At 39.5% G+C, this 26,012-nt stretch carries 24 protein-coding genes; 13 read left to right on the top strand and 11 right to left on the bottom strand.

Translation table 11 applies throughout. From position 1 onward, the window contains the following. Positions 1 to 100 precede the first annotated feature (100 nt). Genes IE199_RS15835 through IE199_RS15825 form a run of 3 tightly spaced genes read left to right on the top strand, consistent with a single transcriptional unit; the run spans position 101 to position 2,575 of the window. Positions 101 to 547, top strand: a complete 447-nt coding sequence (locus IE199_RS15835; RefSeq protein ID WP_189772467.1) for a nuclear transport factor 2 family protein — start codon at positions 101 to 103, stop codon at positions 545 to 547. Positions 548 to 592: 45 nt separating this feature from the next. Further along, on the top strand, positions 593 to 1,267 hold the full coding sequence (locus tag IE199_RS15830; protein WP_189772465.1) for a response regulator transcription factor: 675 nt from the start codon (positions 593 to 595) through the stop codon (positions 1,265 to 1,267). Between the two features lie 6 nt (positions 1,268 to 1,273). Then, positions 1,274 to 2,575 carry a sensor histidine kinase gene (locus IE199_RS15825; RefSeq protein ID WP_189772463.1) on the top strand — a complete coding sequence of 434 codons (1,302 nt, stop codon included), beginning with the start codon at positions 1,274 to 1,276 and terminating at the stop codon, positions 2,573 to 2,575. A gap of 66 nt (positions 2,576 to 2,641) precedes the next feature. Here IE199_RS15825 and IE199_RS15820 read toward each other — a convergent pair whose 3' ends face one another. The 4 genes from IE199_RS15820 to IE199_RS15805 form a co-directional block, all read right to left on the bottom strand. Beyond that, positions 2,642 to 3,997: a serine hydrolase domain-containing protein gene (locus IE199_RS15820; protein WP_189772461.1), complete on the bottom strand. Its 1,356-nt coding sequence runs from the start codon at positions 3,995 to 3,997 to the stop codon at positions 2,642 to 2,644. Positions 3,998 to 4,194: 197 nt separating this feature from the next. Then, entirely contained in the window at positions 4,195 to 5,460 is a 1,266-nt protein-coding gene (locus tag IE199_RS15815; protein WP_189772459.1) for a BaiN/RdsA family NAD(P)/FAD-dependent oxidoreductase, read from the bottom strand. Positions 5,461 to 5,507: 47 nt separating this feature from the next. After that, positions 5,508 to 6,035 carry a non-heme ferritin gene (gene ftnA, locus IE199_RS15810; RefSeq protein ID WP_189772458.1) on the bottom strand — a complete coding sequence of 176 codons (528 nt, stop codon included), beginning with the start codon at positions 6,033 to 6,035 and terminating at the stop codon, positions 5,508 to 5,510. Between the two features lie 114 nt (positions 6,036 to 6,149). Beyond that, entirely contained in the window at positions 6,150 to 6,623 is a 474-nt protein-coding gene (locus IE199_RS15805; protein WP_189772456.1) for a peroxiredoxin, read from the bottom strand. Positions 6,624 to 6,992: 369 nt separating this feature from the next. On the opposite strand from IE199_RS15805, the gene IE199_RS15800 reads away from it, so the two are divergent. Genes IE199_RS15800 through IE199_RS15785 form a run of 4 tightly spaced genes read left to right on the top strand, consistent with a single transcriptional unit; the run spans position 6,993 to position 8,700 of the window. Beyond that, positions 6,993 to 7,340 (top strand): outer membrane protein assembly factor BamB family protein, encoded by a 348-nt coding sequence (locus tag IE199_RS15800; RefSeq protein WP_189772454.1) that lies wholly within the window; start codon positions 6,993 to 6,995, stop codon positions 7,338 to 7,340. Next, a complete protein-coding gene (gene gloA2 / locus IE199_RS15795) occupies positions 7,340 to 7,726 on the top strand; it encodes an SMU1112c/YaeR family gloxylase I-like metalloprotein (protein WP_189772452.1) in 387 nt (128 codons plus the stop codon). The genes IE199_RS15800 and gloA2 overlap by 1 nt, the downstream gene beginning before the upstream one ends. Continuing rightward, on the top strand, positions 7,723 to 8,277 hold the full coding sequence (locus IE199_RS15790) for a nucleoside/nucleotide kinase family protein (protein ID WP_189772450.1): 555 nt from the start codon (positions 7,723 to 7,725) through the stop codon (positions 8,275 to 8,277). Before gloA2 ends, IE199_RS15790 begins: the two co-directional genes overlap by 4 nt. A gap of 6 nt (positions 8,278 to 8,283) precedes the next feature. Then, positions 8,284 to 8,700: a GFA family protein gene (locus tag IE199_RS15785; protein ID WP_189772448.1), complete on the top strand. Its 417-nt coding sequence runs from the start codon at positions 8,284 to 8,286 to the stop codon at positions 8,698 to 8,700. 62 nt (positions 8,701 to 8,762) lie between these two features. Here the strand turns inward: IE199_RS15785 and IE199_RS15780 are convergent, their stop codons facing one another. The 3 genes from IE199_RS15780 to IE199_RS15770 all read right to left on the bottom strand — a co-directional run bounded on the left by IE199_RS15780 (position 8,763) and on the right by IE199_RS15770 (position 11,744). Then, positions 8,763 to 9,014 (bottom strand): HP1242/YdcH family protein, encoded by a 252-nt coding sequence (locus IE199_RS15780; protein ID WP_189772446.1) that lies wholly within the window; start codon positions 9,012 to 9,014, stop codon positions 8,763 to 8,765. A gap of 16 nt (positions 9,015 to 9,030) precedes the next feature. Continuing rightward, the gene (locus IE199_RS15775) at positions 9,031 to 9,345 is read right to left on the bottom strand and encodes a TraR/DksA family transcriptional regulator (protein ID WP_189772444.1); all 315 of its coding nucleotides are present in this window, start codon (positions 9,343 to 9,345) and stop codon (positions 9,031 to 9,033) included. A 119-nt stretch (positions 9,346 to 9,464) separates the two neighbouring features. Next, positions 9,465 to 11,744, bottom strand: coding sequence for a S9 family peptidase (locus tag IE199_RS15770; protein ID WP_189772442.1), 2,280 nt, complete (start codon positions 11,742 to 11,744; stop codon positions 9,465 to 9,467). 316 nt (positions 11,745 to 12,060) lie between these two features. On the opposite strand from IE199_RS15770, the gene IE199_RS15765 reads away from it, so the two are divergent. After that, positions 12,061 to 13,119 (top strand): DcaP family trimeric outer membrane transporter, encoded by a 1,059-nt coding sequence (locus IE199_RS15765; protein WP_189772440.1) that lies wholly within the window; start codon positions 12,061 to 12,063, stop codon positions 13,117 to 13,119. Between the two features lie 252 nt (positions 13,120 to 13,371). After that, complete coding sequence (locus IE199_RS15760) at positions 13,372 to 14,904, top strand: methyl-accepting chemotaxis protein (protein ID WP_189772438.1); 1,533 nt, start codon at positions 13,372 to 13,374, stop codon at positions 14,902 to 14,904. Between the two features lie 77 nt (positions 14,905 to 14,981). On the opposite strand, the gene IE199_RS15755 is transcribed toward IE199_RS15760, so the two are convergent. Then, positions 14,982 to 17,309, bottom strand: coding sequence for a Tex family protein (locus IE199_RS15755; protein WP_189772436.1), 2,328 nt, complete (start codon positions 17,307 to 17,309; stop codon positions 14,982 to 14,984). 221 nt (positions 17,310 to 17,530) lie between these two features. Between IE199_RS15755 and IE199_RS15750 the strand changes: the two genes are divergently transcribed. Continuing rightward, a complete protein-coding gene (locus tag IE199_RS15750; protein WP_189772434.1) occupies positions 17,531 to 18,415 on the top strand; it encodes a dienelactone hydrolase family protein in 885 nt (294 codons plus the stop codon). A gap of 69 nt (positions 18,416 to 18,484) precedes the next feature. Here the strand turns inward: IE199_RS15750 and IE199_RS15745 are convergent, their stop codons facing one another. Further along, the gene (locus IE199_RS15745) at positions 18,485 to 20,305 is read right to left on the bottom strand and encodes an alpha/beta fold hydrolase (protein WP_189772432.1); all 1,821 of its coding nucleotides are present in this window, start codon (positions 20,303 to 20,305) and stop codon (positions 18,485 to 18,487) included. A 137-nt stretch (positions 20,306 to 20,442) separates the two neighbouring features. Here IE199_RS15745 and IE199_RS15740 point away from each other — a divergent pair, with 137 nt between their 5' ends. Both IE199_RS15740 and greB read left to right on the top strand, forming a co-directional pair. Next, on the top strand, positions 20,443 to 22,464 hold the full coding sequence (locus tag IE199_RS15740) for a winged helix-turn-helix domain-containing protein (protein ID WP_189772430.1): 2,022 nt from the start codon (positions 20,443 to 20,445) through the stop codon (positions 22,462 to 22,464). A 110-nt stretch (positions 22,465 to 22,574) separates the two neighbouring features. Then, positions 22,575 to 23,057 (top strand): transcription elongation factor GreB, encoded by a 483-nt coding sequence (greB, locus tag IE199_RS15735; RefSeq protein WP_189772428.1) that lies wholly within the window; start codon positions 22,575 to 22,577, stop codon positions 23,055 to 23,057. An 84-nt stretch (positions 23,058 to 23,141) separates the two neighbouring features. Here the strand turns inward: greB and IE199_RS15730 are convergent, their stop codons facing one another. After that, complete coding sequence (locus tag IE199_RS15730; protein WP_229854766.1) at positions 23,142 to 23,555, bottom strand: rhodanese-like domain-containing protein; 414 nt, start codon at positions 23,553 to 23,555, stop codon at positions 23,142 to 23,144. 147 nt (positions 23,556 to 23,702) lie between these two features. Here IE199_RS15730 and IE199_RS15725 point away from each other — a divergent pair, with 147 nt between their 5' ends. Then, the gene (locus tag IE199_RS15725) at positions 23,703 to 24,590 is read left to right on the top strand and encodes a LysR family transcriptional regulator (protein WP_189772426.1); all 888 of its coding nucleotides are present in this window, start codon (positions 23,703 to 23,705) and stop codon (positions 24,588 to 24,590) included. A gap of 238 nt (positions 24,591 to 24,828) precedes the next feature. On the opposite strand, the gene IE199_RS22095 is transcribed toward IE199_RS15725, so the two are convergent. Beyond that, a complete protein-coding gene (locus tag IE199_RS22095; RefSeq protein ID WP_189772424.1) occupies positions 24,829 to 25,911 on the bottom strand; it encodes a methyl-accepting chemotaxis protein in 1,083 nt (360 codons plus the stop codon). Positions 25,912 to 26,012: the final 101 nt, after the last annotated feature.

Genomic DNA, 26,012 nt, shown 5'->3' with positions numbered 1-26,012 from the left:
CACATTAACATTAACTTTTTTTAATGTACGAGCAAGGTTGTTGCAACCTTTACTGTGCTACTTTTGATGTCCATTAAATTTTTTATTGTTGGATATTACAATGCAACTATCAAATCTTATTATTGTTATGGCGTTAATACTGTCATTCACTTGCAGTGCCAAAAGCTCAATTGAAAATGAACTGGTCAATCGTGTTGATGAACTTTTTTTGGCACAAACCTCATTTGACCCTGTGGCACTTGATAACTTGTTAGCGGACGAGTTTGTCGAAATCTCACCAAAAGGGGAGTTTGATACTAAACCTATGGTGTTGGAATACTACCAGGCTAAAAATAAAACTAACTTTATTCCCGTGATTGAAAAGAGCCTAGTAAACGTAAATTACGTCGATAATATGGCACATATAACCTTGAAGGAAACGTTTAAAACAGAGAACAGCGATACTGCGTTGTTTTCAATGCACGCTATTTTTGTGCTTAAACGAGTGGCGAAAGAATGGAAGTTTACCTATGCCCAATACACGCCTATAGTGGCGAAAGAGCGGTAAAACCTATAGATTGATGGTTTTAGCTTTCTTGAGGAAAAGAACAAAATGAAGGTTTTAGTCGTCGAGGATGATATAGAAATAGCGACTTATGTAGCCAAAGCGTTAAAAGAAGCAGGGCACATAGTTGACCAAACACATGACGGCAAAGATGCTCTTTTTTTATCAACTACCGAAAAATATGACGTTATCGTACTAGACCGTATGTTGCCTAATGTAGATGGGCTTACTATCTTGAAAGTTCTTCGAGAATCTAAAAATGATACACCTGTTCTATTTTTAAGTGCTTTGGCTGAAGTTGATCAAAAGGTTGTTGGTTTAAGAGCTGGCGCAGATGATTATCTTGAGAAGCCCTTCTCTGTTATTGAGCTGCAGGCTCGACTCGAAGTGTTAAATCGACGAAGTAAACATACCTATAACAATGATACATTACTACAAATCGACGATTTACAACTGGATTTAAATAGTCGTAAGGTAACCCGATCGGGTCATACCATTTCACTTCAGACCAAAGAGTTTCAATTGCTAGCTTATCTGATGGAAAATAAAGGACAAGTTGTCACACGTTCTATGTTATTTGAAAAAGTGTGGGATTATTACTTTGATCCAGCCACCAATGTCATTGATGTTCATATGAGTCGTTTGCGCGCAAAAATAGATAAAGGCCACGAAAAAAAGCTGCTACAAACTGCAAGAGGCAGTGGCTATTTTATTGATGGGTAAAGTCACATGCTAAAATTATCTATTACCCATCAAACATGGTTGTTAAGTTTTGCATTAACCTTAGTGTTGGTGGTACTTGTAACTCCGTTGGTACTAAACGACAACGAGTTAGATCAAGCACCAATTAGCCAGATCAGTGAAAAGATATCGACAGCATTTTACACTGGAGGCATTAACAACGTTGAAAGGGAATATGCTGAGCTTGCCACTAATGTTTATGTTGGGATAAAAGATCAACATGGAAACTTTGTCACATCTAACTTAGATAAAACTTTCAGCAATTATTTACATGAAATGACTAAAGCTGAGCTTGATCATGTATCGGGAAAGTCCTCTGTTAATTTTCTTCATCATTTAACCAATTTACCTGATGGTTTTACCTTGTATGTTGCTATCTGGCAGGCACCTGAAAAGCAAGACAACCCTATATTATTGGCTGGTCTCTTTCTAGGTTCAGTGACAATTGCTGCAGTGTTGAGTTTGATATGGGGCGTGATTATTCGGCGTCGATTGCAAAGTATCAATCAATTAACTTCACAAATTATTCGATCTGGCGATGTTTCACTACGCCTGCCTTCTTCTTCGTCATCAAAAGACTTTAACGAGCTAGAGTGCAACTTAAATAGCATGTTAAATAAAATAGAAACTTTAATGGAAGACGCTAGGAGTACAGGCGATGCTATCGCTCACGATTTAAGGGCACCATTGACTAGACTTAAAGGTAAATTAGAAACGCTCTCGTCACAAAGCGATAACCTAGACCAACAATTGCATGAGGCACACCAAGAAATAGACCATATAGTTACTATTTTTAATGCATTGCTCAGGTTATCGATATTAGAATCTGGAAAGCAAATGATTAAATTGTCACCAGTAGCGGTTTCAACCATAGTGCAAGATGTTGTTGAACTATATGAACCGTTAGCTGATGATAAAAAAGTCTTAATGGAGTTCACCTGTCACGATGTGATAGTCAATGCTGATAAACAACTGTTGTTCCAAGCAATATGCAACGTTGTGGATAACGCAGTTAAATTTGCACCAGAAGGAAGTAAAGTGTCAGTTGTTGTAGAGAATAGGCAACATGTCCACATAACAGTCGCAGATAGTGGGGCAGGCGTTACCCCAGCAAATATCAACAAACTAACTGAGCGATTTTTCCGAGGCGATGAGAGTAGAACATTAGCTGGAACAGGCCTTGGGTTAAGTTTAGTCAAGGCCGTTATAACGCTGCATCAAGGACAGCTTGAGTTTGCTGATAATCACCCTGGTTTAATCGTTACGATAACGCTTCCCAAACTTCAATAGATATTATTAAGCAACACGATACAAATGAAAAAGCGCTTTTACCGACGCTTTTTCTAATCATGTAAATTATTGCACTACTTTAAATTTTTCGCCTTCGACAGGATGAGAGCCTAATTGCACGGTCAGCTTTTTACCATTTTCTGAAATAGTAAAATAGACTGGCTCAGCATTAGCTTGATCGTAAACGAAGCGGCCTTGACCCTCGTATCTGAGTACTTGAGTGTAGCCGTCAGGGAATTGTTGGGCGACTTTACCATCAACATCAATCAGTTTTACTGCGTACGGGTCGTCAGGTGATGACTGATATAAACCAACCAATTCTTGTATCTCGTGTTTGGGGACAGGTATGTCTATTAATGTTTGGTTAAAATAGCTTTTAAGCAGCTGTTGATAGATGTGATGAAAGTTATCATTAGAACCATTAGATGCTAAAACTATGGTCATTTTTTCTTGTGGAAAATATGCCGCTATTGCGTTGTATGCGTCAAAAGTGCCACCGTGTCCAAAACCTTTTTGGTCAAAAAAGTCGACGGGTTTGATACCTAATCCAAAACCATTTTGAGTTTGAGTCATAGTGTCAACTAGTGACATAGGTATGATCAGGCCAGTAAATAAGGCGTTATAAAAAGTCGCGACTTCAGTTGGTGTTGCCTTGATTGCTCCCGCTCCTAAAGCAACAGACATATGTGATGCTGGAAACAAAGACCATTGACCATCTTTATAGGTATACGAATCTTGTGTTTGTCTATTTTGTTGAGCCTGCTGGGTATGATTTAGGCCTAATGGTATTGTTATTTTTTCTCGAAGCAGCTCATCAAAGCTTTGTTGGTAAACTTTTTCTAGAATAAGCGCAAGCAGATAATAATTGGAGTTACTGTATTTAGTATTCGTGCCTGGTGTAAAGTCACTGCCTAATGCCAAAATTCTATTAAGCATTACCTCTCTAGTTTGATTTTCAATTCGGTAGTTAAAAAAACCTTGTCCTTTTTTTGTGTAGTTAGCAATACCGCTACTGTGATCTAGCATAGCTCTTATGCTAATCAGGTGTGCATTTTCAAGTGTTGGGAAAAAACCTTCGACAGTTTGCTCCAGTGTAAGCTTTTGTTCATCAACAGCTTTAAGAACGAGAGTAGCAGTATAAGTTTTGGATATTGAACCTATTAAATAGCTAGATTGTGTCGTTGATTTTGTATTGGTATTGATATCGTCTAAGCCTGAACTGTCAGCGAAAATAACCTTGCCCGAATGCATAACAGCAACACTGCCCATAAAGTCAACTTGGTTGCGGATAGTATCAAAAGTGTGTGTTAATCTTTCTTGCTTAGCTTGAGTGTTATCAACGTGAACAGTTTTTGATTCTTTTTGGCTGCATGCCATTAAAACAAGTGCACTAAATAATGCCGCTGGTAGTGCTTTTCCCATATATTTATTCCCTTTGCTGATTACCATATCAAAAACGGTAATCAGCAAAATATGAGCCAGTACAAGATACGATTAAAATGGCTTTTTAATCAACTAGATAGAGTTAATTGTTTTTATGTGGCTAATGACTAAATAAACTAATAAATGACTGTTTTTGCTAAAAACTGCATTCAAGTCAACTTGTTAGTTCACAAAAGTTAAACTGCTTGTCCGCAGGCGACCCCTTGGCTCCAACAGGCCTGGAAGTTATATCCTCCAAGCCAGCCAGTCACATCAATCACTTCGCCGATAAAATACAGATTTTCTACTTTTTTACTCTCATAGGTTTTAGACGAGAGTTCATCTGTATCTACCCCACCAAGGGTAACTTCTGCCGTTCGATAACCTTCTGTTCCATTTGGCTTAATTTGCCATTTATGTAAGTATTCGCTCAGTGCTTGAACCTCGCTTTTACTTATTTGGTTGATGGCTTTATCGATAATTTCATGTTGGCTGACCATTGCTTCAATAAAGCGTTTTGGCAAAACTGTGCATAACATGTTTTTCAATGACTTTTGCGCACAGCTGTTTCGCCAATCATTGATCAGGGTCTCTATTGGTGAGTCAGGCAATAAATTAATTGTGACTGCTTGACCCGCTTGCCAGAACGAGGATATTTGCAATATAGCTGGGCCAGATAAACCACGGTGTGTAAATAAAATGTTTTCTCTAAATGTCACCTTGTTTTCACTGGTGACAGTTGTTGCGATGCTGATGCCAGATAACCCATCAAAACGTTCTTTATCGTGATCGTGTAGGGTAAATGGCACAAGAGCTGCAGTGGTGGGTAAAACGTTCAAACCAAACTGTTCTGCAATTTTATAACCTATAGGTGTGGCACCTAGCTTAGGCATTGTTAAACCGCCAGAAGCTACGACAAGAGTTTCACATTGGTAACTTTTACTGGTCGTGGTAACAAAAAAACCGTTGTCGTTTTTGCAGACTGAGGTGACTTCGCTTCGTAATTCAAGCTGTACACCTGCCCATTCGCATTCAGTTAATAAAATGTCTACCAGATCTTGAGCGCTATCATCACAAAACAATTGGCCTAAGGTTTTATGGTGATAGTTTAAGCCATGACGCTCTACAAGTTCGATAAAATCTTGTGCCGAGTAGCGTCCAAGGGCTGATTTTACGAAATGAGGGTTTTGGCACAAGTAGTTATCTGGTGTGGCATTTTCATTGGTAAAGTTGCATCGACCACCGCCACTGATCAATATTTTACGTCCAGGTTTTTTACCCATATCTACCACGGTAACTTGTTTACCACGGTAACCGGCCGTTGCTGCGCACATTAAACCCGCTGCACCTGCACCAATGATCAATACTTCAGTTGTTTCCACTTGTTTACTCGTTGAAATGAGGGTCGGCGAATTATAAAAGTTTAACCCGTTATTTGCGAATGAAATGCTTTTTGGGAGCATAAAAAAACCAGCTTTAATCGCTGGCTTTAATGGTTTACTTGTGTTTGTTAAACACCTGCGTTGGTCATAATGCTTGGTGAACCACTTTTGGCTAAATCTGCTAAGTCTTTATCAATAAAGAACAATGCTTTGCCATCATTACCAACAAGTTCAATTTTATCCAAAATGCCTTTAAATAGCTTTTCTTCTTCGTGTTGCTCTGCAACGTACCATTGCAAAAAGTTAAACGTTGAATAATCTTGCGTAGTGAATGCCGTATGTGCCAGTTGGTTTATACGCTCTGTGACTAAACATTCGTGTTTGTAGGTTTCTTCAAACACTTCACTTAAACATGAAAATTCATGTGGAGGCGCATCAATTACACCTAGAATGGGTAGGGCACCAGTTTCACTAACATAAGTAAAAAGTCGATTCATATGGCCCATTTCTTCAATGGCGTGTTTACGCATAAACTCGGCTGCGCCCTCAAACCCTTTTTCCTCACACCAAGCACTCATTTGTAAGTATAAGTTTGAAGAATAAAATTCTAAGTTTATTTGCTCGTTGAGTTTTTCAACCATATCTGACTTTAACATATTAACCCTCGATAAAATTTAACCGCTATATTTTGCCTTATTTGATCTAAGTGTTCAAATAAAAACTAATAAAATCAACGATGTAATAGTGATAACAATTGTTGTTATTGTTTGTTATACCTTTTCAAGTAGAGCTTGCGCAGAGCTCACTTCAAATTCTCCAGCGTTTTCAATGGCTAAGTGTGTTACTACGCCATTTTTAATCACCGCTGCATAACGTTGTGAGCGATATCCACCAAAAGTACCTGTTTCTTTACCTAAGCCTAATAACTTGGTGTAACTACCGTCACCATCTGCAAGCATAGCTATATGTTCGGCGTTTTGGCTTTTCCCCCAAGCATCCATGACAAAGGCGTCATTAACCGAAAGGCAAGCGATAACATCTACCCCTTTATCAAAAAACTGATCTGCCAAAGTAACAAAACCAGGTAGATGACTGGCCGAACAGGTTGGGGTAAATGCGCCAGGCAGGGCAAAAAGTACGACGGTTTTATCTGCAAAAAACTCTAGTGAATTATGGGTAATCGTTTCATTATTGATGCGCTGCTGGAATTGACCTTGGGGCATAGTGTTGTTGATTGAAAGCATGATTGTTTACTCCGGATGTGTAAGCGGTAATTTTAGCGGTTTACACAAAAAGCCTTTTGAGTGCGCCGCTCTTGCGCAATCTTTACATGCAAATCTCGGTTTATCAACAATATGCGCTATTTCGTGCAAGCTTTTCTCGATGTCTTTCTTCTTCCACTTACAAAGCGACTTTGCCATTTTTACTACCTCTAAATATAACACTATTAATTTTAGTCGATTGCCTTGTAATACGCACTAAATAGCGGCAAAGTGAGTAGTATAAATTCTAATTGTTTGGCACGTTATTGACACCGATAAAATCGTCAATGATAAACAAACCAAATAATGGTTGGCTTTGTCGTACTTTGAAAATAATAAAAGGGTAAAAGCATGGAAAATTTATATGTAGGCATAAAAGGGCATGTGGTTTGTATCGAGAAGTCATCAGGCAATGAAATTTGGCGGACTAAATTAAAAAGTGCCGATTTAACGAATGTGTATTATGAAGATAATAATGTATATGCCTATGCATACGGCCACTTGTTTTGTTTATCTGCTGCCAATGGCGAAATTATTTGGGAAAATGATTTAAAAGGATTAGGTTACGGAGCTTGCATTATTGCTGGGCAACAAAATGTTACTACGATGTCAGACCAGAATAATGCAGCAAGTGCGGCCAGTGTAGCTGCCATTGTTGCAGCAACTAGCGTTACTGTTGCCGGTGATGGTGGCAGTTAATGTTATTAGGTACTCATCATGTTGTTATTATTTGTAGTGACTATCAGCGTTCAAAAGCTTTTTATACACAAGTGTTGGGGCTAAAAATTATCGCTGAACACTATCGTGAACAGCGCGATTCTTATAAATTGGATTTGGCGTTACCAGATGGTAGTCAAATCGAGTTATTTTCATTTCCTAATGCTCCCAAGAGGCCTAGCTATCCTGAAGCTCAAGGGCTGAGACATTTAGCTTTTAAAGTTAACGATATTGACGAGGTTGTTAATTGGCTAAGGTCAAATGATGTTGAATGTGAAGCGATAAGAACGGATGAGTACACAAATAAACGTTTTACTTTTTTCAACGATCCTGATGATTTACCACTAGAGTTGTACCAAATAAAATGACAAAACTTTTAGTGATTGCCATAGCTGGTATTTCAGGCTGCGGCAAAACAAGCATTGTAAAGTCTGCTGCTAAACATTTTGCTTGTAAATGTTTACATTTTGACGATTATATTGACAAAAATACGTACCCTCAGGACATGACACAATGGTTTGTCGACGGGGCAGATGTTAATCAAATTAAAACCCCCAGATTTGCCAAAGCCATTCGTCATCATATTAAAACCAGTGAAGGCTTATTGTTGGTTGAAGAACCTTTTGGTACCTGCCGAGATGAGGTGTCGACATTGATCGATAAAACTATTTTGTTAGATGTACCGTTAGCGATTTGTTTATCTCGGGTTATTGAACGGCGACTAAAACGTGTATCTGCATTAAACAAAGGCCAAGTGTTAAAGTATTTGGCGAGTTATCAAGACTATTTACATCAGGTATATCAAAGTACCTTTGAACAAACGAGGGCCGTTGCAGATACGGTCATCAATAATAATCAATGTTATGACAAGGCAGTCACTAACATTGTTGAATTTATCAATAGTGTTAAAGAGGGTTAAAAAAGTATGTATCGGGGAAGTTGCTTGTGTGGAGCAATACAAGTAGAAATTACTGGTGAGATAAGCGAAATCATTCACTGTCACTGTTCGTTATGTCGAAAAAATAGCGGCACGGCTTACGCGACTAATGGGTTTGTTGATGCTGATAAATTTTTGGTTGTGAAGGGCGCAGATGCTATGTCTCACTTTTCCTTCAAACCGAGACGTTTTAGACATTTTTGTACCGCGTGTGGTTCGCCTATTTACAGCGAAAATCAAGACGACCCAAGTCGCGTGCGTGTTAGGTTAGGCTTGTTAGATTCTGATATTGCCGAAAAGCCCGGCGCTCATATTTTTGTAGGTTCTAAGGGCAATTGGGAAGATATGGATGCGGTTTTACCTCGTTATGACGAATTTGAGCCAAGTCGCCAAAAACAGAAATAAAAAAAGGCTGATAGCAAGCTATCAGCCAAAAGTAGTGCAATCATGTCGTTGGGGCAACAAAGTTACGCGACAGTTTTTGCTTTTTTCAACATAGAAAACAGTTGGTCTTTAAGCAGTAAACGCTGCTTTTTTTGTGTCTCAAGGTAATCGTCAGAGGTATTTTCTGCACCTGTTTCAATGCGATGTACCTCGTGATCCAGTTCATGATATTCCGTAAAAAGTCGAGCAAAATGTGCATCGTTCATTTTTAAATGGCGGATTTCATCTTTAAATTCAGGAAATTCATGGTGTAAATCATGTTTTTCAAGTGTCATTTATTATCCCTCGTTTTTATTTAGCGCAGTCAATACAAGTCGTCGTGTAAGGTAAAGCTTCTAGGCGATCAGGGTTAATCTGTTCGTCACATTGCTGGCAAATACCATAGTTGCCATCTTCAATACGTTTAATCGCCTGAGTTACCAAAGATAATTCTCTCTTAGCTTCATGATGGATACCATCAAGCACTTCGTCATTTTCGCATTCCGTCGTTTGTTCAGAAAAATCAGCAGAACGACCTTTTTTAAAGTCTGCTTCTATGGCAGTAATTCGTTGACTCAGTTCAGTTTGTTTATCTTTAAGCAGGGTAGATAATTGGTCTGTCGTCATGCTGTGCTCCTTGGTTTTCTTCATCATAACCTAAGGAATAAATTGCACTTTGATCTAGCACAACAAATTGATTTTGGAGGGAGAAAAAAACCAAGGCATTTGCCTTGGTTTTTCAATGGTTATTTAAGAGTTTCGAACTCGTATTCTTTAGGAGGTTTGACACCCATTAGGTGTTCTACAAAATAATCCCAACGTTTACGTAGCATGAAAGGCTCACGTGCAAAACCATGGCCACGGTTTGGCAGCATGATCATGTCGAAATCTTTGTTTGCTTTAATCAGCGCTTCTACAACGACTAAAGTGTTATATGGCGGAACATTGGTGTCTGTTGTGCCATGAGCAATTAACAACTTACCTTTCAAGTTTTCAGCAATTAACTGGTTAGCTTGGCTGTCATAGTTAGTGGTACCATCTTCGTTTTCAACTAACATACCATGCCATTTTTCACCCCACTCATCAGCGTAGTTTCTGTTGTCGTGGTTACCAGCTTGAGAAACTGCAACGCTATAAAATTCAGGGTACATCAATAGCGCACGGGTTGAAGCAAAACCACCACCTGAATGGCCCCAAATACCTACTTTAGAATCGTCGATCCATTGGTGTTTTTTCGCTAGCTGTTTGATAGCTGCTACTTGATCAGGAATACCGCTATCGCCCATGTTGCCATAATAAAACTCGTGGAATGCTTTAGAACGACCAGGAGTACCTAAGGCGTCAATTTCAATGACAATAAAACCTAGCTCAGCGATAGATTGGTTGTCACCACGAGATGCAACAAAGTGACGACCACGAATAGAGCCTACTTGAGGGCCCGGATACAAGTAGTTCACTACTGGGTATTTTTTACTCGCGTCAAAATTACTTGGCTTATACATCAAACCATAGATGTCGTGTTCACCATTACGATCTTTCACGGTAAAAGGAATTGGTGCCTGCCAGTTATTTTCTTTTAACTTACTAATATCCATGGCTTCAATTTGGAAGCCTTTACCGTTGTCAGTACTTCTTAGGAAGCTTACTTCAGGCGTATTGTATGTTGAAACGCGATCTAAGAAATACTTACCGTTTTTACTTACAGCAACACGGTGATGTTTTTTCTCTGGTGTTAACAGAGTTAAGTTAGAACCGTCAAGATTCACACTGTAAAGGTAATGGAAGTATGGATCTCCTCCTTCACGGCCAGCGCCAAGGAACAAAATCTTACCAGCGTCTTGATCTACGTGCAGTAGCGAGATTACCGTCCAGTCGCCTTTTGTTAATTGTTTTTTAACCTTGCCTGATTTGCCGTCAATAAGGTAGAAGTGGCCCCAATTTGAGCGTTGTGAAAACCATAAAATTTCGTTGGTTTTATCAAGGTATCTCCAGCTAACACCCTGTACACCTGATTCAAAAAACGTTTCTTCACTTTCAGTAAAAACAGTGGTGACTTTGCCTGTTGTAGCATTGGCAAATTTTAACGTCGCATCTTTGTGATCACGAGATGATGAAACAAAAGCAAAATGAGAGCTGTCTTCTGACCAGTCGATGTCTAATAGGCTGCCGTCACGATCTGCTACATGGTCAGTGATTGTTGAGCGGTGTTCGTCAGGTGCCATGTCCAAGCGCACAACTTTGGCATTATTTACGTCGATAACAACACGTTCAATTTTAAAAATGTGCTCGTCACCAGGTAGTGGGTATTTCCAAACATCGATGTTTGGGTGACCAACAGCCGTTGATACGATACCCATTTCACCAACTTTACGACCATCGTGTTTAAACGTAGTTAGCTTAGATGAATCTGGTGCCCATGTAACTACAGGCTTTTTACTGCGGATCCAACCAGCATTATTGGTGGCATAACCGAAGTCCTTTTCACCATCAAAAGTTAATTGAGTGACTTTATCGCTAGCCAACTCACGCAACCATAAGTTGTATTCTTTGATGAAAACTGCTTTTGTGCCATCAGGAGAAACAAATTCGTGACGCTTGGCGACATTTTTATCTTGTTCGCACAAATAGCTGGTTAAATCACAGCTATATTTTTTTCCTTTAACACTAATAGAAATGTTGTTTTTAGCAGTAAAACGTACGCTATAAAGTGGTAGTTTATCCTGATTAATTTCGCTGTCCGTAATGCGCGCCAGTGAGTCTGCTAGTTTTTGATGATCAAATGCGAGAGACTTTTGTTGTTTGTCGGCATCTACACGGTAAAAACGCTGGCCTTCTGGCGTATTGCTTTTATACACCAATACGTTGTTGTCAGACCATGTAGGATAATCAACTGTTCCGTAAACTAACTTGCCCGTTGTCGTAGACAGTTGTTTTTCGGCACGCAAATAATCTTGCTTAGTGAGATCAGCTTGTGCTGGCGAAGCAACAACAAGTGACGCCGCAGCAATAGACATCAATTTGTTCATGATGAAGAACCTATTTTGTTTTAGCTATATAGCTCGATGGCACACCGAGCCTCGGTTGCGGGCTAGCTTACCATATTTTTGTGGTTAAGGTATTTGCCATCGTTCAGTCGAATAAATTTTAAGATTAACAGCAGGTGTATACGACTAAAGTCTAATCAAAAATTCACCGGTTTTAGACTTAGGTCTAATTTCTAAAGCGAAGATAACTCTCTACCGTTATATCCAGAATAAAAATAATAGTAACCAATTAAACAAAAGTAGCGATAAGGCGAAGAGCTGTACCTATAAAAAACGCTACTCACATGGGGAAAGTAGAATGTTAAACAAGAAAGTAAGTTTGGTAGCTGCAGCAATCGCTGTATTATCAGGCACGGCGCACGCTGGCTATGAAATTAAATTGACGGATAAAGACACCATTACATTTGGTGGCTACATCCAAGGTGATTTACGTTACATTGATGGTACTGCCTCTTCAACGCTAACAAATGATGATTTTTGGATTGGCCACGTTGTTAAAGATGATGTGTCAAATACAAAGTTTTCAGCTAACTCAACAAGATTTAACACAAAATATGTCCACGGTGACATAACCGGTTTTATCGAGATGGATTTTTATGGCGGCGATGGCAACGAAATTCTCACTAATTCTCGCCATCCGAGACTTAGACATGCGTTTATCAAATATAAAAATTGGACTGTAGGTCAAACTTGGTCGACTTTTGTTAACACCAGTGCGTTAGCTGAAGCTGCAGACTTTGGTGGCCCGTTAGTAGCAGCAGCCTTTGTGCGTCAAGACCTTATTCGTTACACCAATGGAGGTTTTCAAATTGCTATAGAAAACCCTGAATCATATGGTGGTTACAAAGGTGCTGGCGGCTATGGTTCAAAAGATTCAATGCCAGATGTTATTGCTAAATATACCTTTAGTGGTGACTGGGGTAACGTATCGGTTGCTGGTCTAGCTCGTAAACTAGAAACAGCTGGTGGTAACTCGGAGTCTGGTTTTGGTTATGGTGTGGCTGGTAAAATAAATACCTTCGGTAAAGATGACTTCAGATTCCAGTTCCACGGTGGTAACACGGGCCGTTATGTAGGTGCTGCTGCGGCAACAGACTTAGTGGGAGAAGAAGTAGAAGACACAACTTCAATTTCTGTTGCTTACCGTCATTTTTGGACTGAAACCTTAAGAACTAACGTGTTCTATGGCAACACCGAAACCGACGAATCTGATCGAGATCGCACTCACTGGGGCGTTAACATCTTCAAAAATGTAACACCTAAACTTTCATATGGTATTGAATTTGGTAACTTCAAAGCAAAAGACTTAGATGCCGATTCGGACTATGCACAACTTTCGGTGAAGTACGTATTGTAACGACTTATCGACACCACCTTGCGTTAGTTAACCTCTTTTCGGGGTTATTTAGGGAAGCTTAGCTTCCCTTTTTTTATCTAAACTTTTCGATTCTGTATGCTATTTAATCAGTAAGAATACCGGTTAGTACCAAGGTATAATTTGATTATTCGTGATTAAGATCAATAATTCATTGTGTTGTTGATAAACTTAGCTAATCTATGTCAACGTTATGAATGGGTTGGTTAAATAACCTACGAATTTGAAGAATATATGAATATAACCACGAATGAAGTCACTTTTTCCGAACACGAACAGTTAGTTTCTACCACAGATACCCGTGGTGTGATCACTTATGCCAATGAGAGTTTTTGCCGAGTGGCCGGTTATAGCAAAGAAGAACTGATATCACAGAATCACAATATTGTTCGCCATCCAGATATGCCTAAAGCTGCCTTTGGCGATTTGTGGCAAAAGCTTAAACGTGGAGATTCGTGGCGTGGCATGGTAAAAAATCGCTGTAAAAATGGTGATTACTATTGGGTAGATGCCTACGTGACGCCGCTGTATGAAAATGATGTTATTGTTGGTTATCAGTCTGTTCGCTGTAAACCAACAAAACAACAGATAGATAGTGCTGAAAAGCTTTATCAACAGATCAACCAAGGTAAAGCTATTCGTGAATTTTCAACCAATATTACTTTAAAGCGCAGTATTGGTGCTTTGCTTGTATTGCTTGTCACAATGTATAGCGCATTGTTTATTTCCTATCTAGCCGCAGGGTTAATATTATTGCTTGTTGTGTCGCTAATTCTATTGTTCAATGACGAATTTGTTACGATACCCAATCAGGTTGCTCAGTATAAAGAGACATATGACAGCCCTTCTAGACTAGTTTATTGTGGCAAGGGCATCACAAATTTACTGCATTACCCGTATTTAATGACACAAGCAAAAGTGCGGACTATTTTGGGGCGTAGCCATGATTCAGGAAAAGGCTTGCTTGACTTAGCACAAGAACTAATACAAACCTCAGAACGTTCTTTGACAGGGTTAGTCGAAGAGAATAGCCAGCTAAATCAATTAGCAACTGCAATTACCGAAATGAGTGCGACGGTACAAGATGTTAGCCTAAATACCACCAGTGCCTATGATAAAGTGGTGATCATACAGGATGAATGTAATCAAGCGATCGGTGTTATTGATAATAGTCAAAATAAAATCAACAACTTGTCGTATGAAGTAGAGAAAGCTGCCACAACGGCAACTAGCTTAGTGACAGATGTCAGCAGAATCTCAGATATTATGTCTGAAATTCAAGGTATTGCAGATCAAACTAACTTGTTAGCCTTAAATGCAGCGATTGAAGCGGCGCGTGCAGGTGAGCAGGGCAGAGGGTTTGCTGTGGTTGCTGATGAGGTAAGAACCTTAGCGGGGCGTACTCAAGCTGCTACTGTGCAAATTCAGGGCTCTGTTGTAGAACTTCAGCAAACACTTCAACAATGGAGTGACATCATGCTATCGAGTCGAGATGACGCACAAAGCTGTGCAAGTGACGCAAATGAAGCCAAAGTGGGCATGGACAAGATCAAAGCACTGATGGATGAAATGACTGATATTACTGGGCAAATAGCTACTGCGACTGAGCAACAAAGTGCAGTAGCCGCTGAGATTAGCAACAATGTACATCAAATTGATGGTATTTCAAAAGACAATACGGCAATTGCTCAACAAGTTAATCAGCATGGTGTTGGGGTAAATCAAACAGCTGAGAAGCTTGAATCGCTAAGTTCTACGTTCCGATAAAAACTTAGTGGTTTAAAGTAAAAAAAGCTGAGTTATTAACTCAGCTTTTTTATATATGGTGATTGGTTTATAACCATTTATTGTTTTAATTTAGCAAAGGCATCAGCAAATGCATTACCCATTGCGGCATTGGCGGGATCCTTACTCTTTGGCTTATTTGTTGTTTTTGTTTGCGGTGTTTTAGCCGGTTTATTACTATTTTTGCTATGCTGCTTGTGATTTGGTTTTACCGACGCTGTAGTATCGTCTAATCGCATGGTTAAGCTAATGCGTTTTCGCTCTACATCCAGCTCCGTCACTTTTACTTTTACAATGTCACCTGCTTTGATCACATCTCTTGGATCAGAAATGAATTTATCGGTAATTGCTGATATATGGACTAAACCATCTTGATGTACACCTAAATCAACAAATGCACCAAAATTGGCAACGTTAGATACAACGCCTTCTAAAATCATACCGACCTCAAGGTCTTGGATTTTTTCGACACCTTCTTTAAATTGTGCGGTTTTAAACGCAGGTCGAGGGTCTCTACCAGGCTTTTCTAATTCTGCAATAACGTCTTTAATCGTGACATGACCAAAACGACTATCAGCTAAGGTGTCAATATCAACAGCTTTTAACTGTTCAGTATTGGCAATAAGTGACGCAATAGAGCTATTTAGCTGCTGTGCAATTTTGTCCGCTAAGTCGTATGTTTCTGGATGAACACCGGAAGCATCTAACGGGTTTTCGCCGTCTTGAATACGTAAAAAACCAGCCGATTGTTCAAATGCTTTAGGGCCGAGTCGTGCAACATTTTTAAGTTCTTTTCGATTACTAAAGCGGCCGTGTTCATCACGATAGGTTACTAAGTTCTGTGCTATGGTTTTATTTAAACCTGAGATATGGCTAAGTAGTGCTGCTGAAGCGCTATTTACATCAACACCAACGGCATTAACACAATCTTCAATTACATTTTCCAACGTTTGTGTTAATTGGCTTTGGCTAACGTCATGTTGATATTGGCCAACACCAATGGCTTTAGGATCAATCTTAACTAATTCCGCCAGCGGGTCTTGTAAACGACGAGCGATAGATACAGCGCCTCTAATAGAAACATCGAGATCCGGAAATTCTGCCGCGGCTAACTCTGAAGCAGAATATACCGATGCGCCAGCTTCACTGACAATCACCTTACTGACGTTGTTATTTTCCAGCGTTTTTATCACTTCAGCGATTAATTTGTCACTTTCCCGAGACGCGGTGCCATTGCCGATAGCGATAAGCTCCACTTTATGCTGTTTACACAGATTCACTAACGTTCGAACTGATTTGCTCCAGTGGTTTTGTGGTTCATGTGGGAAAATGGTCGCGGTTTGTAAAAGCTTGCCGGTATTATCAACGATGGCAATTTTACAACCAGTGCGATATCCAGGATCTAAGCCTAAAGTGACTTTAGGGCCCGCCGGTGCTGCCATCAATAAATCACTGAGGTTTTTGGCAAATACTTTAATCGCCTCAGCTTCTGCTTTTTCTCTTAAATTACCCAAGGCTTCTGTTTCAAGAGATTGGCTCAGCTTTTGTTTCCAAGTGAGCTGGATAACTTGTTTAAAAAATTGCGCAGCAGCTTGCTGAGCAAAGTTAAACCTTAAGTGTTCGGCGATCATTTGCTCCGCGAGGCTAGATTTGTCGTCGCTGTTTGGCGCAATATCAATACTTAGTGATAAAAAGCTTTCATTACGACCTCTTAACATAGCAAGCGCTCTATGTGATGGTACTGAGCTTAGGCGTTCACTATGGTCAAAATAGTCTTTATATTTTACAGCATCCTTTTGTTTGCTCTTGATGACTTTACTGGTTAAGTGTCCTTGTTTATTCAGTAGTTGTCTCAGTTTTGCAATTAACTCTGCATCTTCAGCATATTGTTCAGCCAATATATAACTAACACCGTCTAAAACTGCTTCAACATCAGCATAACCAGCATCGGCATTGATAAATTTTTCTGCGTTATCATTTGGTGATAACTGCCAGTTGTTGGCCAGTTGCTCAGCTAATGGTGCCAAACCTGCTTCAATGGCTTTTTGGCCTTTAGTTCTGCGTTTGGGTTTAAATGGTAAATATAAATCTTCAAGACGAGTTTTATTGTCTGCAGCTTCAATTTGCTGACGTAGCTCGGCACTTAACTTTCCTTGTTGCTCTATGTTATTTAGAACAACTTCTTTTCTATCATGTAATTCTCGTAAATAGCTGAGTCTTTGTGACAATGTACGCAAATGATTATCATCGAGACCTTGCGTCGCTTCCTTGCGGTAACGTGCGATAAAGGGCACTGTTGCGCCATCGTCAATAAGTGAAATTGCAGCTTCAACTTGTGTAGGTTTTACACCTATTTCTTGAGCAATCTGCGCAGCAATACTTGTCATGAGGTTACGGTCCTAACGAATTTAGAAATAATAAACTTTTATGATTGCCAATATGGGGATCGAGATATCAATTTACTAGGGTTGGTTACATTTTTCATCGTTGGTTTGATTACTAATTTGTAACGGTGCTAATCTTACATTTTGGCCAATAGCGTCAAAAAGCCTTTAAAAAGGCATTAAAATCATCCAGCAATAACAATTGTCAGAAAAGGATAGCTGATATGAAATCATATAGCGCCATAGTGCTTTTTATTATCGCCATGTTAGTCATAACTAGTGGAGCACACGCGAAAAATTGGAATAATGCGTTAAATAGGTTAAAGGTCAATACGTCGATAGTCAGTATTCCTGTCGCTAGCAGTAATGAAGATTATGCCATCGGTGCAGTATTAAATATTCCCAAAGAGTTTAGTAGTAAAGCACTGGTGATCATAGTGCATGGTAGTAAAGGTGTTGATACCAGAGGTCAATATCATCAGAGTTCGCTACATAAGGTGGGTATTGCCACGCTTGAGTTAGACTTGTGGGCCGCACGAGGCATGCTTGATGGTAGTTTTATTCGTCCACGGGCTGTGCACGAAACCTTACCCGATGTCTTTGCCGCCTTCCGCTATGCGGCACAATTACCACAATTTGATGAGGATAAAATTGGCATTTTAGGCTTTTCTTGGGGTGGTGTTATCGCCATGCTTTCTCGAGAAACGTCAATAGTTAAGGAGTTCTCGCCCGTTCATCAATTTGCTGCTCACGTTGCGTTTTATCCTGTTTGTTGGGGCTACACAGTGATCCCACAATATAAAATTTCAACGACAACACAAAAGCCGATATTAATATTAACTGGTGAGCTTGATGATTATGATTTACCTACAAGTTGTGATGATTGGAAGCAATCGTTATCAGAGTCAGAGCAAAATTTTGTAACAGTTGAGGTATTCAAAGATGCTCACCATGCTTTTAATAGCTTTGAGCCACAAAAAATAGTGGTCGATCCATTTAGCCATTTAGGCCAAGGGGGGGACGTGTTAATGAAACCTAACAAAAAAGCGCGCAAAAAAGCTAATCGATATTTAGTCGACTTCTTTAAAACACAATTTGATGTCGACTAAAAAAGTAAATAAAGATTAAACGTCAAATTCGCTAACAGCAATATACAGCTGTTAGCGAAGCGTAGTTGCCTACTGCATATAGTGATCAATTGCCGACTTAATTACTTCCGGATGTTCAAATACAACCAAATGTTTAGCTTGGTTTAATGGAATGTATTGACCGTTAGTTTTTGTCGCAATCTCTTTAGACCATGTAGTGCCTTCTTGTTGCCAACGTATCATCACATCGATGTTCTCATCGGCACTGTCTATTTGGGCTTGTTCAAAGTCTGAGTCAATGACGGTAATAGGAATAGAGTTATTAATTTTAATGTCGGCTACGGCATCTAAGTCACTTGGATATTTTGCAATATTCATCGCTCGTGCTTTTTGTCCAGCTATGGTTAGCCTACGTTTGACCATGGCGTGATAATAATCCCAATCCATCAATTGGCTGAATTCAGTGGGTACCATTGCTTGAACTTCTTTGGTTTCATCAGCAATTTTTTGTGTTGAGCGCTCGGTGAAATAGTGATCTTCAATATGAGGTTGTAAATCGACAATATACTTTTCATACCAATCAACGGGGTAGCCTTTGTAAAACGCAATTGAATGTGGCAGTAATATATCTGGGTCTATCCAAACCATGTTGTTGATTTTGATGTTAGCATCATCGGCATATTTGGCTTGAAACAATTGTGCGGTGATATTGCTGCTGGCAAAAGCTACTAAGCTAATTTCTCGTTCATTAAGCGACACTAATATTTGGTATAAATCGTCTGCTAATAACTGATAAGAGCCATTAGGATTGTAAGGACTAAAACCTAAGCCAGCACTGTCAATAACATGCACACGATAATCTTGTGCTAATAAGGGTTGTAGTAACGCATACCAAGCGCTGTCACTGTGAAAATTCTTGTTAAAACCAGAGAGCAATACTACTGCTGGACCGGTATTTTCTGAACCCATAGTTCGGATCTGTCTTAATCCGTTTGAGGTTTGAATCAGTGATGCATGCTGGGGTAATTGAAAATCAGACACTTGTTGAAAAAAATCCAATATGTATTGGCTGGTATTAAATGATGAGTAGTTCCAAGTGTGTCTGCCGCCATCAATGGCAACGAGTTGATTTATCACGCTATCACTTTTATATAGATTTACGGTGACATCGTCAGACAACTGAGTTTGCGTTGCAGGTGAATGCAGTTGGTTTAGCGAGGCAATTAACTCAATTGCCGCAGGACTGGAAATTAACGCCCAATTACTGTGCTGCAATCCTTGGAAGGGCAATACAGAATCTGCGGTGCCGTGAATAGCTAAATAATTGGTCGGTGTAGTAATTTGGCATGTTTGCGATAAAGGTTTAGACATAGGTGCTGCCACTGCCGCTAACGCCTTAAACAAACTACTTTTGTTGCATAGTAAGTTTTGGCTGAACAGGGCGCCTTGAGAGAAGCCAACACCATATATTTCGCCATCTAGTATGCGATAGTTGTTTTTTATGTCGCTAATCACTTGTTCAACATAAGCTAAATCATCGATGCCTTTTCGATGAGCAATGTTGCAATCGCAGCCTTCATTCCACTCAACCTCTTGCGATTTGGCGTATACAACAAGGTAGTCTTGCGAGAGTTGTTCAAATTGGGCGACGCCGCTCATTCCTATGCCACTGCCGCCTGAGCCGTGAAAAACCAGTAATAATTTGTAAGCTTTGTCGTTGTTAAAGTTCGCTGGAGACGCAATATGATAGTACCTATTGTTCAAGTCTATTCGCTTAAGCGAAGAATTCACTGGTGATGTAACACTCGGCTGTTCAGCACTGTCATCTATTATCGTATTGTCTGACTGGCAAGCGACTATAAAAAAAACTATCGCTAAAATGGTGAGGTTATGTAAGAGTGAATTATTCATATATTGTTAACCTTTGTTGATTTTCGGTCAAAATAGCATTTAAGCTTTTTAGGGGAATATTTAAGTGATAAAGCGAGGTTATTTTTAGCTTATGTTTTTGTTATCAGGGTTAAAGTCATTGTATTACATGGTGTTACATGGAAAGGTTTGAGGTTTATGTTGCCGATGTTTTTGTTGATTTTGTTAATCGGCAACTTGTTTACCAGTCAAAAACACGTCAGTTAGAGCCAAAAGTTTTTAGATTATTAGAAGTACTAATTGATGCTGACGGGGATCTAGTGTCCAGAGATCAACTTATTGAACGAGTTTGGGATGGACGTGTTGTTGGTGAAGGGGCAATTAATAGAACCGTATCTATTCTTAGGCAGCACTTTGCTGAATTTGACGAAAACAAAGATTTTATTGTTACCGTGCCAAAAGCTGGCTATAAGCTTCAATTTCTTACCAAGATACAAATCAGCACTACAAAACAAATGCAACAGCGTAAATGGCATGTTATGCCTCTAGTTGTATCGATGGCTGTACTTTTTGTTATCGTATTGATCTATTGGTTTATTCGCCAGCCAGCTCAAAAATTAATTACATTTGAACCAGCATCGCGAGTGAGTGCTCAGCCTGGTGTTGAGTATAATATTTCCACTGATAAAAAAGCCGAACAGCTACTTTTCACTAAGTGGTCGAATAAAGAAGCAAATGCTCAATTAGAGTTAAAATTACTAGCGTCAGGACAGTCGAAGCCACTTATTGGCCTTGAAAACAACAATGTTATTAGTCAGCAGCTAAGTCCTAATGGCCAATTGATGGTATACGCTTACCGTAAAAATGATCGCTGCTACATAGCTCTCTATCATATTGTTCAGCAAAAAACTCGCGATATTCACACTTGTGCGCAAGATAGCTTGCCTAAGTTTACTTGGCATTGGAACAATGAATATGTGTATTTTCGAGAGCGCATCGACAAAACACAGCCATATACTATTTCACGTTTTAATTTAGCCACCGATAGGCTATCAAAAATGTCGTTACCTCCCTCCGATGGTAATGTAAAAGGCGACTATTTGATCAGCCATCATGGCAATCAAAATCAGCTGCTGATAGTCAGGTATATTGATGAATCTCGTGCCCAATTGGTGGTGTTAAATAGCTTTAACGGTGCTGAAATCTACAGCAAAACCGTTGAACTACACATTGATAATGCCGTTTGGCTAACGGATAACCTTGTTGCGTTAGTGGAGAAAAAACAACTATACACCTTCAATGTAGCGACTTCAGAACTTACAGAGCAATTTAATACACCTCAAACCATTTCATCCCTAAGTGTTGCCGAGCAAACCTTGTTTTATAGTTCGCTCTCTCAAGTGACCCATATCATCAAGTATGATGTTTCAAATGCCAGTAGACAGGTGATCGATGAGGCAAATGCGCTGGCGCAGTTACCTAGAGTTTCAAAACAAGAGAACTTAATTTACCTGTCGGATAAAACTGGCCAGCTTCAAATTCACATGTTATCTGCTGAAAAACAAACTACCATTTTGACTGAACTGCCATTGCGATTAGGCTTTGACCGCATAGAGTGGGCGGCAAACGGTGAATACTTGTTGTTAAGTCGCCAAGGGGCTATTTTCAGGTTTGATGTAAAAAGCCAAAAATTAGCGCAATTGTTGGATGAATCTGCCAAAGCTTATGTGGTTAATTTTGGTGAAGATCATAACGATATTATTTATGGTAGTAATCGTTCAGGTCAGTGGCAGCTTTGGCGCTATAATGTGACAACAAAACAAAATCAACCGCTGACAAAGCGTGGTGGTTACAGTGGCAGGCTTGATAACAATATTTTGTATTTTACCAAGTTTGCACAGGCGGGCTTGTGGCAACTTGACCTAAAAAAAGGGGAAGAGCAGCTGGTAATTGAAGATGTCGATATCATCAATTGGCTTAACTGGCAGCTGATAGATCAGTTTGTTTACTTTTATCGCCCTGAATCAGGTATTTGGCAATTTAATCTAACAAATCAACGAGAAGCATTGGTAATGCCGTTATACCAAGGCATGTTACATCAATTTTCCGTGTCCAGTGATCATCAAACAATTTATGTCACTGAAAGTGCAGCGGTAGAAGGGGACGTCTACAAATCTAAATTTTCCATTACCGGGCGTTAGCATGAATTTTTGCTTAACTTGGTATTGCCGTTAATCACTTTAGATTAGAATAAACCCTATGAACTTTATGTTATTAGTCACAAACACCTAATACTTTTTAAATACTTAGTATGAAACGAAGCCATTACATCACCCGCGAAGGCTGGGAACGCCTTGATAAAGAGCTTAAATATTTGTGGAAGGAAGAACGTCCGCGTATCACCAAATCAGTATCTGAAGCTGCCGCGTTGGGTGATCGCAGTGAAAATGCAGAATATATTTACGGTAAAAAACGTTTACGAGAAATAGACAGACGTGTACGGTTTTTATCGAAAAGATTAGATGAACTCGCGATTGTCTACCCGGAGAAGCAACAAGAAGGACGAGTCTTTTTTGGCGCTTGGGTTGAGGTTATCGACGATGATGATCGCCATCATGTTTATCGCTTGGTAGGTGCTGATGAGTGGGATATTAAAAAAGGCGAGATCAGCATAGATTCTCCAGTAGCTCGAGCGCTAATTGGTAAGCAGGTTGGTGACGAGATCAGTGTTAAAACACCAGATGGTGAGCGCTATCTTGAAATAGAAGATATTTGGTACAAAGCGCGAAGCTAAATAAAAATAGCCGCCCAATTATTAGCTGAGCGGCTATTATACCAATTGCTCAAATATTTAATTCAATTGGTATTACAATAAGCCTTATTGTTGAGCTTGATTAACCCGTCTATTAACAGGGTAACGTTCAAAATCCTCCCAATAATGAATACCCCCAAGCATTTCTTTAACTTGATAGCCCATTGACGCTAATTTCAATGCTGCCTTGCTGGCGCCGTTACAGCCAGGGCCCCAACAATAAACGACAAATAAAGTGTCTTTGCTAAAAGGCTGTAATGTTTGCGTATTTAACTGTGAGTTGGGGATATTAATGGCGGTAATAGCATGGCTTTTTGCATAAGCCTCAGGAGAGCGGGTATCAACTAAAACAAAATGTTTACAACCTGCTTTTATATCGGCGTATACATCGGAGCAGTCTGTTTCACAAGCCAATTTCTTGGAAAAAAAATCAGCGGTAATTTCTGTACTAATATTGGGGTATTTATTTACGTTTGACATTGAACATTCCTCAAAATTTTTCTCAGTGTAAGACTAAGGTTTCTCAAGGAGAATTCAGTATTATTGAAGGCCTACTTCATATAATCTGAATGGGTATTACAAGGTTAGTGATATACATTAAGACAAGAAAATAGCGTTGGAGGTTTGGTGGAGTTTTATCATTTGCGTTCGTTTGTTGCTGTTGCTCAAACGGGTAACTTAACTAAAGCGGCACAACGGTTATATTCAACGCCGCCAGCGATCAGTGCGCACATTAAAGCGCTTGAACATGAACTGGCGACTCAGTTGTTTGTTCGTTCTAGTAAAGGTATGGCGCTTACTGCCAAGGGTGAGATTTTGTTAGAACAGGCATTACATACCTTAGATAGCGCACAACATATGGTCAATCTTGCCTGTGAAAATGCGACCCAATTAATTGGCCATTGCCATATAGGGCTTAATCAAGATGCTCAAATATTGCAGGTCACCAAACTAGCGCAGGCGCTTGTAGAGCATTGTCCCGGTATTCAAATGACATTTAGCCATTTTACTACCGGTGACATTATTGAACAGCTTGAATCAGGACAATTAGATGCCGGTTATGTTTATGGTGCTTTAGATAATAGTTTTTATGCTTTAACCATCATGACCCAGCGTGTTACTACCATAACTCCTGCAAACTTCGATACATCCTCAATTGAATCTATTAGCGATTTGGCCAATCAAACTTGGATTTCTGTTGGTAAAAAATGTCCGTTTGACTTGGCGTTAACAAAGCAATTGCCAAGCTCGATCAATTTTTCTTTTGCAAGTAGCAATGACAAATCACGGGTTGATCTAGTCTGTGCTGGGCTTGGGTTAAGTTTTGTTGAGGAACAGGTGGCAATAAAGTTAGTTGAATCAAATAAGGCAAAGCGTATTACTTTGTTGGATTTTGATATGCCACTATACTTTGCGGTAAGAAAACAGCGGATTGAAGAACCTATAATGCAAGCTATTTTGCAAGAAGTACGCATACTGTGGCAACTACCTTATAAAAAGCCACAGGGTGAATGAGCTTGTTGGTAGTTAACCTCAGCTTCGCATAAGCAATGCGTTTCTAGGTGCTATTTTTACTGACTTCTGCGTTATTTTGAAGCGAAATAGCTAGCTATTCCTGCTGCAAAATGCCTTGAATTCATACAAAAATATCGTCCTAGAAATATAGAAGTTGATAAGCTATTGTTTTCTTTGGTTTAACACTATTTCTTATACAAACCTGAGGTTAGTTAGGTACTACCAACAAAAGCTATTTTTACAAACTTGCGATACGATCCAATAAATTCATCACTTTTTCACTCGCTTTTTCCATATCATCGAACGCTTGTAACGCCGCTGACTGGTTGCCTTGTGATAGCAGATTTAATGCGCTAACACCACTTTGGTGAACTATTTGATGAGGCTTGGCAAGCTCTCTAAATGATTGGTTGTGGCCAAAAGAGTTTTCACCTTCACTGTTGTACCATTTGCCTAATCGACACGAATGATGGTCGGCAAACTCATCAACACTTTTATTACTCAAACCCGAGGCAACGGCATATATTTCACCTTTCCAGACAATATGGTCGAGTTTAACTGTTTGAATAAATGAGGCTAAAGTTGCCTGTTTGATAGTGTCAGACATAGATGAACAATTTTCAATAATCGCACTATAGTCCGCACTAAGTGCTTCAATGTTATTTGAAAGTTGTTCGTTATTACCCTGAATAGCAGAAACAGAACCAACGGTTTCTGTGGTAGAGTTAATAATTTGGCCAACCAGATCTTGTACTTCATTAGCAGAAGTATTGGTGTTATTAGCTAAGGCTCGCACTTCATCGGCAACAACACTAAAGCCTCGGCCTGCATCTCCTGCACGTGCAGCTTCTATCGCGGCATTTAATGCTAGGAGATTCGTTTGATCTGAAATACTGGAAATTGTTGCGACAAACTTATTGATACTGTCAGCACGTTCAGATAACCCCGAAATTTGGCTAGACATAGTGCCCATTTCCGATGAAAGGGTATGCATGTCGGTGACAATAGCATTGATTGCTGCAGTAGAACGTGTCAATGTATCCTGAATGCTACTTGATGAAACTCTTTGACTATCAATAGCTTGATAGGCACTTAAAACCGATTCTCGAACACCGTATACCTGTGTTATACATTCCACTAAGTGTTTTGCTAAACCATCGTTAAATTGACTTGGTTGCTCATGCTGAATCAATTGCTCATCTAACAGTTGTTGATTTTCCTGTTGAAGACTCTGATATTGTTCATGTAAATCTTTAAATTCACGCTGCAGCGAACGGTGTTCTTTTTCTAGCGCGTTATAAGTGGATTTTAAAATGAACATATATGTATTTTCCTCTGAAAATTGCTTAAAAAGAGCATAGGCTAAATTAAATCGAAAGAGTAATGTTGTGCTGATTTACCTGTTGGCTTTGTTGTTAAATT

This window comes from Thalassotalea marina, from assembly GCF_014656435.1.
GTDB classification, from domain to species: domain Bacteria; phylum Pseudomonadota; class Gammaproteobacteria; order Enterobacterales; family Alteromonadaceae; genus Thalassotalea_C; species Thalassotalea_C marina.
This window is presented reverse-complemented; position numbering and strand designations above follow the sequence as displayed.